Origin of the sequence: Streptomyces longispororuber (assembly GCF_024448165.1) — a bacterium.
Lineage (GTDB): Bacteria > Actinomycetota > Actinomycetes > Streptomycetales > Streptomycetaceae > Streptomyces > Streptomyces longispororuber_A.
This window is the reverse complement of record NZ_JAMOLN010000040.1, coordinates 1-13,033: the sequence shown is the minus strand read 5'-3', so window position 1 is coordinate 13,033 and position 13,033 is coordinate 1. Positions and strand designations below refer to the sequence as shown.

Below are 13,033 nucleotides of genomic sequence, written 5' to 3'. Positions count from 1 at the left end.
TAGAGGGCTTGCTCATGCTTGGCTGATTACTCAAACAGTGGCGCACCTGCAGTGGTGGATCAGACAGTGGGGTCGACCGGTTCCGGCGCGGTGGGAGCGGAGGAGTTCACGGCGTAGGAGTGGGCGCCGGTTCCGGCGAGGGCGCCGCCGGAGACGATGAGGTACTCGTCCCGGATCGGCCTGCCGTCGAGCCACGCTTCGAGGATCTCCCGGGTGCCGGCGGCGTAGCGGGCCTGGGCGGAGAGGGAGGAGCCGGAGATGTGGGGCGTCATGCCGTGGTGCGGCATGGTGCGCCATGGGTGGTCGGCGGGGGCGGGCTGCGGGTGCCAGACGTCGCCCGCGTAGCCGGCCAGTTGCCCGCTCTCCAGGGCCAGCCGGACGGCGTCGCGGTCGGCGATGCGGGCGCGGGCCGTGTTGACGAGGTAGGCGCCGCGCTTCATGGTGGCGAGCAGTTCGGCGTCGAACAGGCCCTCGGTCTCCGGGTGCAGGGGAGCGTTGACGGTGACGACGTCGCAGTGGGGCACCATGGCCGCGGTCGACTCGTGGAAGACGAGGCCGAGTTCCTCCTCGACGTCCGTGGGCAGCCGGTGCCGGTCGGTGTAGTGGAGCGTGACGTCGAAGGGGGCCAGCCTGCGCAGCACGGCGAGCCCGATGCGGCCCGCGGCGACCGTGCCGACGTGCATGCCCTCAAGGTCGTACGAGCGCTCGACGCAGTCGGCGATGTTCCAGCCGCCCTCGCGGGCCACCTGGTGTGCGGGCAGGTAGTCGCGGACCAGCGCCAGGATCGACATGACGACGTGCTCGGCGACGCTGATGCTGTTGGAGAAGGTGACTTCGGCGACGGCCACGTCGTGGGCGATGGCGGCGTCGAGGTCGACGTGGTCGGACCCGATCCCCGCGGTGATGGCGAGTTTCAGGTTCTTGGCTGCGGCGAGGCGCTCGGCGGTGAGGTAGGCGGGCCAGAAGGGCTGCGAGATCACCACGTCCGCGTCGGGCAGCTCGCGGTCGAAGACGCTGCCGTCGCCGTCCTTGTCGGAGGTCACGACGAGGGTGTGCCCGCGGCCTTCCAGGAAGGCGCGCAGGCCGAGCTCCCCGGAGACGCTGCCGAGCAGCTGACCGGGTGTGAAGTCGGCGCCCAGGGGCGTGGGCGCCGACTGGCCATCGGGGTAGGACGTGATGCGCGGCAGGTCGTCGCGGGCGTAGCCGGTCGGGTAGCCGCTGCTGGGGTCGTCGTACAGGACGCACAGGACCTTGGCCATGACAGGACTCCTCAGCCGTGTGGGGCGGGGCGTGCGGGATGCCTCCACGGTGGCGGCCGCGCGTCGGCGTGGTCAAAGCGAAGTCCTCTATGGGCGCGAGGAGTTGGCTATGACGGCAGGTGGCGGCGGAGGAGGGCGTCCAGCGACTCGCGCACCCCGGCTTCGCGCGCCACGGCCAGCAAGGCCCGGACCATGGGGAGCTGGGGGTGCTGCTCGGCGACGACCAGCCCGACGCGGGACCCGTGCGCCGGACCCGTCAGCCGTACGACGTGCTTGCCCTCGGGGACCCCGAACATGTGCAGCCAGGCGTGCGAGACGACGCTGGACCACGGTCCGCCGGTCAGGTGGGCGTAGAGCCCGGCCACGGTGTCGGACTCGATCGCGGGCTGCGCGGGGGCGCCTTCGGCGGCGAAGTACTCGTCGAGGATGCGGCGGTTGCGCATGCGTGGACCGAGCAGACACAGCGGCAGGGCGGCGGCCTGCGCCCAGCTGGCCTCGGTGTGCCCGGCCAGGGGGCCGTCCGCCGGCGTGAGGAGCACGTACTGCTCCTCGTAGAGGGGGATGCGCCGCACGTCCCGCAGCGTGTGGTCGTCGAGATAGGTCAGCGCGGCGTCGATCTCCAGCCCGGTGAGCCTGCGCGTGATGTCCCGTGACGACAACGACTCCAGACTGACCTTCGCCGCCGGATGCCGTGCGCAGAACGGGTTGGTCACCAGCGACACGACACTGAGCGCGGTGGGAATGGCACCGAGCCGCAGCGTCCCGGTCAACTCGCCCTCCATCGAGGCAAGTTCCTGCTGCAGGGCCGCGCGCTCCGCGAGCATCCGCTGCGCCCACACCAGCACGTGCTCCCCCTCGGGGGTCAGCCCCCGATAGCGGGGCCCGCGCAGCGTGAGCGCGACCCCGAGTTCACCCTCCAGCTTGCGTATCCCGGCCGACAGGGAGGGCTGGGACACGAAGCACGCATCGGCCGCCCGCCCGAAGTGCCGCTCCCGGGCGAGTGCGACCAAGTACTCCAGTTGCCGCAGCACTTGTCCCTGCGCCCCCTCCCTCTCACGGCAGCGATCCCTCGTCGTCGGCCCACCGGGGTCAGCCGGACTTGCGGGCCACGCCTCCGTAGAAGCCGATCTCCTCGGAGCCCTGCGGCACCGGGCCGTCCGGGTGCCAGAACGGGACCTGGGCCAGGCCCGGTTCGACCAGGTCGAGGCCTGTGAAGAGGCGCTCGACCTGGGGGCGGGTGCGCAGGTTCAGGGTGGCGGTGGCCTTGCTGTAGACGGCCTGGGCCTCGGTGCGGTCGGCGAAGTCCGCGGTGGCGTGCGACAGCACCAGGAAGCTGCCGGGCGGGAGAGCGTCGACGAGCGTGGTGACGATCCGCTCGGGCTCGTCCTCGTCGGTGAGGAAGTGGACGACGGCGACGAGCAGCAGCGCGACGGGCCGGTCGAGGTCGATGACCTTGCGGACGTCGGGGTGGTCCACGACCGAGGCCGGATCGCGGAGGTCGGCGAGCACCACGCTGTTGGACCCGGTCCCGCGCAGGAGCGCGCTCGCGTGCGCGCTGACGATCGGGTCGTTGTCGACGTAGGCGACCCGCACGTCGGGCGCCACCTCGTGGGCTACCTCGTGCACGTTGGGCGACGTGGGCAGGCCGGTGCCGATGTCGAGGATCTGCCGGATGCCGCTGCCGACGACGTGCCGGACGGCCCGCCGCATGAAGGCCCGGTTGGCGCGCAGGCCGATGCGCACCTCGGGCGCGGCCGCGGCGAGCGCGTCACCTGCCTCCTGGTCCACCTGGTAGTTGTCCTTGCCGCCCAGCAGGTAGTCGTAGATCCGGGCAGGGTGTGGCCTGCTGGTGTCTATGCCGCCGCTGGGGAAGCCGTCCTGCGTCGTCACCGTGCGCTCCTCCAGGTCACCGCCGTGGCGGCCGTGTCGATCATCGCCGACGACAGCCTTCCACACCGGTTCCGCGGTCGACGACCCGGTGGTGTCAACTGCCTTGAGAAGACGGCGGGTTCAGGAGTGGCCGACCGGACCCGCGCGGTCGACGAAGCGGCCCGAGCCGGCGCCGGGTCCCTCGGTGGCGAGGCGGACGATCGCGTCGGTGCCCTCCGCGACGGTCTGCGGGCCGCTGTGCCCGTTGAGGTCGGTCGCGGTGTAGCCGGGATCGGCCGCGTTGACGCGGATGTCCTTGAGCGCCTTGGCGTACTGGCTGGTCAGCATCGTCAACGCCGCCTTGGACGCGGTGTACAGGGGTGCGACGACGGACGACTCGGGGCGGGACGGGTCCTCGGTGCGGGCGAGCGAGCCCATGCCGCTGCTGACGTTGACGACGACCGGGTCCGCCGACCGGCGCAGCAGCGGCAGGAAGGCCGTGGTCACCCGGACCACGCCGATGACGTTGACGTCGAGGACGCCGAGCGCGTCCGCGCCGGTCAGATCGCCGGGATCGCCGTACGGGCCGTGCACACCGGCGTTGTTGACGAGGACGTCGACCCTGCCCTCGTGCGCCGCGACGTCCGCCGCCGCGGCCCGGACGGAGGCGTCGTCGGTGACGTCGATCCGGACGAACCGGGCGCCGAGCGCGGCGGCGGCCGCCGCGCCCCGCTCCGGATCGCGGGCGCCCACGATCACGGTGTGTCCGAGGGCGACGAGGCGGCGGGCGGTCTCGTGGCCGAGACCCTTGTTGGCTCCGGTGATGAACGTGATGGTCATGCGCCGATCGTCCGCCCGGCAGGAGCGCCGTACCAGGGACGCCTCGACCGTAGGAACGGCATTACCAGGATCGCGGCGGCCCACGGGCGTACGCGGGCACGGGCCGGGGGCCCGGGACATGGGGCACGATGGGAGTCATGCCTACGCAGGAGGAGACCGGCCTCGGTGCCACGATCCGGGCCTGGCGCGGGCGGCTCGCCCCCTCGTCGGTGGGACTGCCGTCCGGCCGGGCGCGCCGGGCGCGCGGACTGCGCCGGGAGGAACTCGCCGAACGTGCCGGAGTCTCGATCGACTACGTGGTGCGCCTGGAGCAGGGCCGCTCCACGACACCGTCCGCCCAGGTCGTGGCGTCCCTCGCGGACGCCCTCCGGCTCAGCGCGGCCGAGCGCGACCATCTGCACCGGCTGGCCGGCCTGGTGCCGCCGAGCGACGCCCCGGTCCCCGACCGGGTACCGCCCGGCGTGCGCCGCGTGCTCGGCCGGCTCGGCGGCGTCGCGGTCGCCGTGTTCGCCGCGGACTGGCGGATGGTCTGGTGGAACGCCGGCTGGGCGGGTCTCCTCGGCGACCCGTCGGCCGCGCCGCCCGAGCTGCGCAACTTCGCCCGCGAGCGGTTCCCGGTCGACGGCGACGCCGTGCACCTCGCCCAGTGGCCGGTGGCGGTGGCGAACCAGCACCTGTCGGACCTCGCGATCGTGTCCGACCTGCGCCGCGCGACCGGCCGCTTCCCGCGCGACGTACGCCTGACGGAACTGATCCGCACGCTCACCGCGGGCAACGCCGACTTCGCCCGGCTGTGGGCGAGCGGCACCGTGGCCGCGCACCGCGAGGACCACAAGACCGTCGCGCATCCCGTGGCCGGACCCGTCGAGGTGGACTGCGACGTGCTGACCGACGGGGACTCCGAGTTCAAGATCGTGATCCTGAGCGCGGCGTCCGGCGGCGTGGCGGCGGAGAGGTTCGGGAAGGCCGTCGGCGCGAGCGGTGTCACGCCCGCGCCGACGCCCTGACCGGCTTCACCGCACCGCGATCAGGCGGCGGCCGTCTCGCCGTGGCCGTGCAGACGGGCGACGACCTCGGTCAGCTGCGCGGCGACCTCGGTGTCGTCCACCGGGTGCGTGTCGGCGAACCGGGTCAGGGAGCCGGGGATGGAGAGCTTGACGTCCTCGAGCACCGTGCCGCCGGCGATGCCCACGGCCTTGCGGACCTCGTCCTGCGCCCACACACCGCCGTACTGGCCGAAGGCGGTGCCGACCACGGCGACCGGCTTGCCGGTGAAGGCGCCGGCACCGTACGGACGGGACAGCCAGTCGATGGCGTTCTTCAGGACGGCCGGGATGGTGCCGTTGTACTCGGGGGTGACCAGGAGGAAGGCGTCGGCGCCCTGCGCGGCCGCGCGCAGCTTGGCGGCGGTGGCCGGGACGCTGCCCTCGACGTCGATGTCCTCGTTGTAGAAGGGGATGTCGGCGAGCCCCTCGAAGAGGTCGACCTCGGCGCCCTCCGGGGCGAGCTTGACGGCCGCCTCGGCGAGCTGGCGGTTGGTCGAACCGGCACGGAGGCTGCCGACCAGGGCAAGGATGCGAACAGACACGGGGGCTCCAAAGGCTGAGTACATTTCGACTGCCGATCGCTGGGAAGCGCTCCGCAGATCCATCCGGACCGAGGTCCGTTTAAATGTTGTAGCAGCCTAAGCGGACCGCGGTCCAGTTTTCTTGGAAATGCTTTACGCTGAGTTCATGTCCACGAGCCTGCCGCCCCTGCCGCCGCCCGAAGAACCCATGGGCGAGCCGGAGTTGCTGGAGATCGGACTCGCCGAGGAGGAGCCGTGCCTGCGCGCCGACGCCGCGCGCAACCGGGCCCGGCTGCTGGAGGCCGCCGGGCGGCTGGTCGCGGAGCACGGTGCGGCCGGGGTGACCATGGAGGCGGTGGCCGCGGCGGCCTCGGTCGGCAAGGGCACCGTCTTCCGGCGGTTCGGCGACCGCACCGGTCTGCTGACGGCGCTGCTCGACCACTCGGCGCGGCAGCTGCAGGCCGATCTGATCGGCGGGCCGCCCCCGCTCGGTCCCGGGGCCCCTTCGGTGGAGCGGCTGCGGGCGTTCGGCGCGGCCGTGCTGCGCCGGTCGGCGGAGCAGCTGGACCTGCAGCTCGCGGCGCAGCCCGAACCGGCGCGCAAGCTCGACCACCCGACGGTGCGGGTGCTGACCTCGCACGTCACGTACCTGCTGCGGGACCTGGTCCCGGACGCCGACTGCGAGCTGCAGGCGCAGGCCCTGATGGGCTTCCTCGACCCCGCCGTCGTCCACCACCTGCACAAGCGGTGCGGCATGTCCCTGGACCGGCTGGAGTCCGGCTGGATCGACCTCGTCGCCCGGGTCACCGGGACCGGACGCCCCGCCTGAGGCTTTTCCCCTGGTCACCGGCGCGTGCGCAAGGTCGTCGGCACGTACGAAGATGAGTACGCGCACTCAGGACCGCCGGGCCGGATGCCGCCGACGATGAGGGGCACCGCCGTCGAGCCCCCATCGCCTCTGGAGTCCCGTTGCTCAGCCGCCTCGCCGCCCTGCTGGTCCCTGCCTTCGGGCGGCTCACCGTCACCACCGACGCCGACGCCGTCCTCGCGCCCGGCAGTCTCGTCGTGGCCAACCACACCTCGCTCGCGGACCCCGCGATCGTGCTCGCCGCCCTGCGGGAGCTCGGCGTGGAGCCCGTGGTGATGGCGGCGGCCGGGCTGTGGCGGGCGCCGTTGCTCGGCCGGGCCCTGGCGCGGGACGGATTCGTACCGGTGCACCGGGGCGACCGGCGCGCGGCCCACGCCCTCGACCTGGCGGCGGACGCGCTGGCGGACGGCCGGCTGCTGCTGATCTACGCGGAGGGCGGCATCCCGCTGCGCACGGACGCGGCGGAGGCGGCGCCGCTCCGGTTCCGCAGCGGCGTCGCCCGCCTCGTCGAGCGCACCGGTGCGCCGCTCGTCCCGGTCGGCCAGGCCGGGGCCCGCCGGATCACCTCGGGAACGACGGCCAAGCAGTGGGCGGGCTTGCTGACGGCGCCCGTGCGCCGTCCCGGGGTGCACGTCCACGTCGGCGCGCCGCTCGCCCCCACGGGCAGCCGCGCCGAGGTCACCCGGCAGGCCCACGGCGCGGTGACCGACGCCTGGCGGACCGCGGCCGCCCGCCTCGGCGAACCGGCCGCGGTCCTCGCCGCCTGACCGACCCGGCTACTTGCGGGCCTGGTTGAACCGGAGCATGTTGCCCGACGGGTCGCGGAACGCGCAGTCACGGACGCCGTAGGGCTGGTCCATGGGCTCCTGCAGCACGTCGGCGCCCGCCGCGCGGACCCGCTCGAAGAGGGCGTCGACGTCGTCCGCGCGGAAGATGACGCCGCGCAGCAGCCCCTTGGCGAGCAGCTCCGCCATGGCCTGCCGGTCGGCTGCCGAAGCGTTCGGGTCGGCGAGCGGCGGTTCGAGGACGATGTTCACGTCGGGCTGCGACGGCGAGCCGACCGTCACCCAGCGCATGCCCTCGAACCCGACGTCGTTGCGCACTTCGAGGCCGAGCACGTCCCGGTAGAACGCGAGCGCCTTGTCGTGGTCGTCGACGGCGATGAAGGTGTCTGAAAGCTTGATGTCCATGCCCGCCAACCTACGGGCCGGGGACGGCTTCTGCTTCTCCGTTACTGACTGTTCCGCACGGGCAGCTACTGACCGTTCCGCACCGGCCGCGTGTGGATCTTGGCGATGCAGGCCGGGATGGCGGCCCCGTCCTCGTGGCCGCGGGCCCGGTACGCGCTCGGGCTCTCCCCGACGAGCTCCGTGAAGCGGGTGCTGAACGACCCCAGCGACGTACAGCCGACGGCGAAGCAGACCTCCGTCACCGACAGGTCGCCGCGGCGCAGCAGTGCCTTCGCGCGCTCGATCCGGCGCGTCATCAGATAGCTGTACGGCGTCTCGCCGTACGCGGCCCGGAAGCTGCGGGAGAAGTGGCCGGCCGACATGAGTGCGGTACGCGCCAGCGCGGGCACGTCGAGGGGCTCCGCGTACTCGCGGTCCATCTGGTCGCGGGCCCGGCGCAGCCGGGCGAGATCCTCCAGGTCCACCCGACCACCATCCCACAGCGGATACCCGCCGTCAGGCCTGATCGAAGTACCGGCCGCCGTCGAGGTCCGCCAGCAGCGTCGGACCGGTCGGCCGCCAGTCCAGCAGGTCCCGCGTGAGCAGGCTGGACGCCGGGGCGTCCAGCGAGACGAGCGGACCCATCCAGGCGAAGTGTCCGGCCGCCTCCTCGGGGGCGATCGAGGCGGTCGGCACCCCGAGCCGGCGGCCGATCACCTCGGCGATGTCGCGCATCGCCACGCCCTCCTCGTCGACCCCGTGCAGCACCGACCCGGCCGGAGCGCGCTCCGCCGCCAGCCGGAACAGCAGGGCGGCGTCCCGCTGGTGCACCGCGTTCCAGCGGGAGGCGCCGTCGCCGACGTACGCGGCGACGCCCTGCCGGCGGGCGACGTCGACCAGGTACCCGACGAAGCCGGTCTTGGCGTCGCTGTGCACGGAGGGCGCGAGCCGCAGGACGGAGGACCGTACGCCGTCGTCGGCGAGGGCCAGCGTCGTGGCCGCGGCGGCGGCGCGCGGGGACAGGGCCGCGTCGGGCATGTCCTGCTCGGTGGCCAGCCGTCCGGGCTTCAGCCCGAGCGTGCCGGAGGCGATGACGAACGGCCGGTCGGAGCCCTTGAGTTCGGCGCCCATCGCCTCGATCGCGCGCAGGTCGACCCGGGCGGCCTGCTCGTGCCGGTCGAAGTCGTGGATGAACGCCAGGTGGATGACGCCGTCGGAGTCTGCGGCGCCGGCCCGCAGGGCGTCCAGGTCGTCGAGGTCGCCGCGCCTGACCTGCGCGCCGGCCGCCGCGAGGGCCTCGGCGGACGCGTCGGACCTGGCCAGCCCGACGACCTCGTGGCCCGCGCCGAGCAGTTCGGGGACGACGGCGGAGCCGATGAAGCCGGAAGCGCCGGTGACGAAGTAACGCATGGGGAACCTCCAGGGCCCCGCCGCTCGCGGTCCGCGGCGGACGGGAACCATCGATGTCAGTGACTGTCATCGACAGTAGCACGCCGATGTCAGTCACTGTCGTCGCGTAGGATGACGCGCATGGGTCGCTGGGAGCCGAATTCACGGGAGAGGCTGTTCGCCGCCGCTCTCGAGCTGTACGCCGAGCGCGGCTACGAGCAGACGACCGTCGCCGAGATCGCGCGCCGCGCCGGTCTCACCGAGCGCACCTTCTTCCGGCACTTCCCCGACAAGCGCGAGGTGCTGTTCCTCGGCTCCGCCGTGATGGAGGAGCAGCTGACGAAGGTCGTCACCGGGGCGCCCGCGTCCGCCTCCCCGCTCACCGCCGTCGCCGCCGCGATCGAGGCCGTCGGCGCCGGGATGCAGGAGCGGCAGGACAGCGTGCTCGTCCGGCAGTCCGTCGTCGCGGCCCACGCCGAGCTGCGCGAGCGCGAACTGATCAAGCGCGCCCGGCTCGCCGCGACGATGACCGAGGCCCTGGGCGCCCGCGGCGTCGACCCCCTGGCCGCACGGCTGAGCGCCGAGGCGGGCACGGCCGTGTTCCACGTCGCCTTCGAGCGCTGGGTCGAGGACCGGGGGCGGACGCGCGGCCTCGTCGACCTGGTGCGCGAGGGATTCGAGGTGCTGCGGACCGTGGCGGGCGGCGAGCGGACGTAGCCGGAGCGCGCCTCGCGGTGCCGCCCGGCGCTTCCTGGGGGAGGCTGGAGGGCGACCCCGGCCCGACCCCGGCCCCCGGAGGTGCCGATGGAACCCGTCGAGGCGCTCGAACGGATCGCCTTCCTGCTGGAGCGCGGACAGGCTCCGACCTATCGCGTACGGGCCTTTCGCACCGCCGCCGCGATCGTCGCGGAGCTGTCCGCCGACGAACTGCGCCGACGGGTCGCGGACCGGTCCCTGGAGTCGCTCAAGGGGATCGGGCCCAAGACCGCGGGCGTCGTCCGGGAGGCGCTGGCCGGCGAACCGCCCAGCTATCTGACGGGCCTCGAACGCGAGGCACGCGCCCCGCTCGCCGACGGCGGCACCGAACTGCTCGCTCGGTTGCGGGGCGACTGCCACCTGCACTCCGACTGGTCCGACGGCGGCAGCCCGATCGAGACCATGGGCCTGACCGCGCGGGCGCTCGGCCACGAGTGGGCCGTGCTCACCGACCACTCGCCCCGGCTGACCGTGGCCCGCGGCCTGTCCCCGGAGCGGCTGCGCGAACAGCTGGACGTGGTCGCCGAGCTCAACCGCCGCTGGGCGCCCTTCCGGCTGCTCACCGGCATCGAGTGCGACATCCTCGACGACGGCTCCCTCGACCAGGAGCCGGAACTGCTCGACCGGCTCGACGTGGTGGTCGTCTCCGTCCATTCCAAGCTGCGCATGGCAGGACCCGCCATGACCCGGCGCATGGTCGCCGCCGTCAGCGATCCGCGCGCCGACGTCCTCGGCCACTGCACCGGCCGACTCGTCACCGGGCGCGGCCGACCGGAGTCCGACTTCGACGCCGACGAGGTGTTCGCGGCCTGCGCCGCGGCGGGCACGGCCGTGGAGATCAACAGCCGGCCCGAACGGCTCGATCCGCCCCGCCGGCTGCTGCGCCGGGCCGTGGCCGCCGGAACGCTGTTCAGCGTGGACACCGACGCCCACGCGCCCGGTCAGCTGGACTGGCAGGTGATCGGCTGCGCCCGGGCCGAGGAGTGCGGCGTCCCCGCCGACCGCGTCGTCACGACCTGGACGGCCGACGAGCTCCTGGAGTGGACCCGCACGAACCGGGCCGCCGGCGTCGGGCAGCGGCTCAACGACCGCCCGGGGAGCGCCGGTTGAGGACCGCCACCGTCACCAGGAGGACAAGCAGCACCCCGGTGAACCAGGTCAGTGCGGTGGTGGCCGTCACGGACAGGGTGGCGACGCCGATCGACACCGACGGGACGCTCAGGCCGAGATAGGCGACGAGGAACAGGCCGGCGAGCGCCTCGCTGCGGCGGGCCGGCGCAGCCATGGCGACCACCGAGCCGACCGCGGCCTTGAACAACAGGCCCGCGCCCACCCCCGCGACGACACCGCCCACCAGGAACGTCGCCAGGTTCGCGGTGTGCATGCCGATGACGAGCGTCAGGAATCCGGCCCCCTCGGTCACCAGACCCGTCGTCATCTTGGCCCGCGCGGGCAGTCGCTGCGTCGCGGTCTGGGCGACCGCCGCGCCGCCGAACACCGCGAAGACGACGGCTCCGGCCAGCGCGCGGGACGGGTGGCCGAGGGTGTGCGCGACGAACCCCGCGGCGATCGACGTGAACAGGCCGAACACCGCGAAGGACGCGAAGCCCGCCGCCGCGGCCGCCAGGTAACCGGCCCGGTCGCCGTGGTCGGCGCTGACCCGCTGCGGGCGGTAGCCCGGCCGCCGCGCCGGGGCGCGCACCGTCTCCGGCGTGCCGGCGAGCGCGACGACCGCCGCGGCGAGCAGCACCGCGAAGACGATGTAGGGCAGCCGCAGCGGCGCGCCCAGGTACTGCGCGAGGAACCCCGCGACCAGCGGGCCCACGCCGAGACCGCCGATGTTCGCCGCCGTGGAGACCAGCTCGAACCGCTGGGCCGAGGCGCCGGGGCGGTGCGCCGCGTGCAGTTCGTGGAGGTGGGCGGTGGCCGTCGCGGTGAGCATGCCGACGCCGAGACCGGTGACGAACCGGGCAACCAGCAGGACCGGCAGCGCCGCACTCGTCAGGAACAGCGCGGCGGCGACCAGTTCGAGGGCGAGCGCGGCCAGCAGGATCCGCTTGCGGCCCACCCAGTCCGACACGTGCCCGGCCAGCATCAGGCTGACCACGACGCCCACCGCGTACACGGCGAAGACGACCGTGACCATGAACGTGGAGAAGCCGTCCCGCGCCTCGTACAGCGGATAGAGCGGCGTCGGCACGGTCGAGAACGCCATCGCCGTCAGGAAGGTCAGTGCGACGGCCCAGAAGCCGATCCCGTGGCGGCGTGAACCGGCGGGGGCGGCCGGAACGGCAGGGGAGCGGCCGTCGTGCGGGACGGGCCGGGGGAGGACGGACGCCGGGCTGGTCATGGCGCTGCTCCGATCCAGGAGTCTGCGGGCGGGAACACGCCCCACTGTCCGCCTCACCAGTCATCGCGTCCAACGAATCTTGAAGCTGGCAGCCATCGCGATATGCGATAGTCGCGGAATGGAGCTCCGTCACCTCGAGTACTTCGTCGCCGTGGCCGAAGAGCAGAACTTCACACGCGCGGCGGCCCGGCTGCACATCGTGCAGTCAGCGGTCTCGGCCGCCGTCAAGGCGCTGGAGCGCGAGCTCGACGCGCGTCTGCTCGACCGGAACTCCAAGCGCGTGCTGCTCACCGACGCGGGCCGGGCGCTGCTGCCCCGCGCCCGGATCACCCTGGACGCGGCACGGGACGCCGCCGACGCGGTGGCCGAGGTGCGCGGCGGGCTGCGCGGCACGCTGCGCCTGGGCACCCTCACCTCGATCCGGCTGATCGACCTGCCGGGACTGCTCGGCGAGTTCCACCGGCGCAACCCTGGGGTCCAACTGCAGGTCAGTGCCGCGATCACCGGCTCCCAGGGGCACATCGCGGCGCTCGCCGAACGCCGCCTCGACCTGGCCTTCGTCTCGCTGCCGGGACCACGTCCGGCCGGGATCGAGCTGACCCCCCTCGCCGAGGCGACGATGGACCTCGTGGTGCCGCCCGGCCATCCGCTCGCCAGGCGCGCCCACGTGAGCGTCGGCGACCTCACGGGCCTGCGCTTCATCGACTGCCCGGTCGGCTACGGCAACCGCTCCGTCGCCGACCGGGCCTTCGCCGCGGCGGGAGTGCAGCGCCACGTCACCATCGAGATCACCGACATCGGCACCAGCGCGGACTACGTACGGGCCGGGCTCGGCGTCGCCCTGCTGCCCCGCTTCCTCGCCGACACCGCCCACGGGCTCGCCGTGATCCCGGTGTCCGGCGCCGACCTGCGCTGGCCCCTCTTCCTCGCGGCCCCGGCCGACCGGCCCCCGAGCGCCGCCGCCCG

General features: G+C 73.6%; 15 protein-coding genes. 6 read left to right on the top strand and 9 right to left on the bottom strand.

Going from position 1 to position 13,033, the window contains the following annotated elements; genetic code table 11:
- Positions 1 to 59: 59 nt before the first annotated feature.
- The 4 genes from M4J07_RS14205 to M4J07_RS14190 form a co-directional block, all read right to left on the bottom strand.
- Positions 60 to 1,259 (bottom strand): NAD-dependent formate dehydrogenase, encoded by a 1,200-nt coding sequence (locus M4J07_RS14205; protein ID WP_255971674.1) that lies wholly within the window; start codon positions 1,257 to 1,259, stop codon positions 60 to 62.
- Positions 1,260 to 1,366: 107 nt separating this feature from the next.
- The gene (locus M4J07_RS14200) at positions 1,367 to 2,290 is read right to left on the bottom strand and encodes a LysR family transcriptional regulator (RefSeq protein ID WP_255971673.1); all 924 of its coding nucleotides are present in this window, start codon (positions 2,288 to 2,290) and stop codon (positions 1,367 to 1,369) included.
- A 58-nt stretch (positions 2,291 to 2,348) separates the two neighbouring features.
- A complete protein-coding gene (locus M4J07_RS14195; protein WP_255971672.1) occupies positions 2,349 to 3,149 on the bottom strand; it encodes an SAM-dependent methyltransferase in 801 nt (266 codons plus the stop codon).
- A 120-nt stretch (positions 3,150 to 3,269) separates the two neighbouring features.
- Positions 3,270 to 3,968 carry an SDR family NAD(P)-dependent oxidoreductase gene (locus tag M4J07_RS14190; RefSeq protein ID WP_255971671.1) on the bottom strand — a complete coding sequence of 233 codons (699 nt, stop codon included), beginning with the start codon at positions 3,966 to 3,968 and terminating at the stop codon, positions 3,270 to 3,272.
- Positions 3,969 to 4,096: 128 nt separating this feature from the next.
- On the opposite strand from M4J07_RS14190, the gene M4J07_RS14185 reads away from it, so the two are divergent.
- Complete coding sequence (locus M4J07_RS14185) at positions 4,097 to 4,975, top strand: helix-turn-helix transcriptional regulator (protein ID WP_374215035.1); 879 nt, start codon at positions 4,097 to 4,099, stop codon at positions 4,973 to 4,975.
- Between the two features lie 20 nt (positions 4,976 to 4,995).
- Here the strand turns inward: M4J07_RS14185 and M4J07_RS14180 are convergent, their stop codons facing one another.
- Positions 4,996 to 5,556: an NAD(P)H-dependent oxidoreductase gene (locus tag M4J07_RS14180; RefSeq protein ID WP_255971669.1), complete on the bottom strand. Its 561-nt coding sequence runs from the start codon at positions 5,554 to 5,556 to the stop codon at positions 4,996 to 4,998.
- Positions 5,557 to 5,683: 127 nt separating this feature from the next.
- Here M4J07_RS14180 and M4J07_RS14175 point away from each other — a divergent pair, with 127 nt between their 5' ends.
- Both M4J07_RS14175 and M4J07_RS14170 read left to right on the top strand, forming a co-directional pair.
- A complete protein-coding gene (locus M4J07_RS14175; RefSeq protein WP_255971668.1) occupies positions 5,684 to 6,364 on the top strand; it encodes a TetR/AcrR family transcriptional regulator in 681 nt (226 codons plus the stop codon).
- Positions 6,365 to 6,504: 140 nt separating this feature from the next.
- Entirely contained in the window at positions 6,505 to 7,170 is a 666-nt protein-coding gene (locus M4J07_RS14170) for a lysophospholipid acyltransferase family protein (RefSeq protein WP_255971667.1), read from the top strand.
- A gap of 9 nt (positions 7,171 to 7,179) precedes the next feature.
- Here M4J07_RS14170 and M4J07_RS14165 read toward each other — a convergent pair whose 3' ends face one another.
- From M4J07_RS14165 to M4J07_RS14155, 3 genes are all read right to left on the bottom strand, one after another.
- Complete coding sequence (locus tag M4J07_RS14165) at positions 7,180 to 7,593, bottom strand: VOC family protein (RefSeq protein ID WP_255971666.1); 414 nt, start codon at positions 7,591 to 7,593, stop codon at positions 7,180 to 7,182.
- A gap of 65 nt (positions 7,594 to 7,658) precedes the next feature.
- A complete protein-coding gene (locus M4J07_RS14160) occupies positions 7,659 to 8,012 on the bottom strand; it encodes a helix-turn-helix transcriptional regulator (protein WP_255971745.1) in 354 nt (117 codons plus the stop codon).
- 76 nt (positions 8,013 to 8,088) lie between these two features.
- Positions 8,089 to 8,982 carry an SDR family oxidoreductase gene (locus M4J07_RS14155; RefSeq protein WP_255971665.1) on the bottom strand — a complete coding sequence of 298 codons (894 nt, stop codon included), beginning with the start codon at positions 8,980 to 8,982 and terminating at the stop codon, positions 8,089 to 8,091.
- Positions 8,983 to 9,102: 120 nt separating this feature from the next.
- On the opposite strand from M4J07_RS14155, the gene M4J07_RS14150 reads away from it, so the two are divergent.
- A complete protein-coding gene (locus tag M4J07_RS14150; RefSeq protein ID WP_255971664.1) occupies positions 9,103 to 9,678 on the top strand; it encodes a TetR/AcrR family transcriptional regulator in 576 nt (191 codons plus the stop codon).
- A gap of 87 nt (positions 9,679 to 9,765) precedes the next feature.
- Positions 9,766 to 10,827, top strand: coding sequence for a PHP domain-containing protein (locus M4J07_RS14145; protein ID WP_255971663.1), 1,062 nt, complete (start codon positions 9,766 to 9,768; stop codon positions 10,825 to 10,827).
- Here the strand turns inward: M4J07_RS14145 and M4J07_RS14140 are convergent.
- Positions 10,799 to 12,067 carry an MFS transporter gene (locus M4J07_RS14140; RefSeq protein WP_255971662.1) on the bottom strand — a complete coding sequence of 423 codons (1,269 nt, stop codon included), beginning with the start codon at positions 12,065 to 12,067 and terminating at the stop codon, positions 10,799 to 10,801. The two genes, M4J07_RS14145 and M4J07_RS14140, sit on opposite strands and share 29 nt — an antisense overlap.
- Positions 12,068 to 12,185: 118 nt before the next feature.
- Between M4J07_RS14140 and M4J07_RS14135 the strand changes: the two genes are divergently transcribed.
- A partial coding sequence (locus M4J07_RS14135; RefSeq protein WP_255971661.1) for a LysR family transcriptional regulator occupies positions 12,186 to 13,033 on the top strand: 848 nt, incomplete at its 3' end.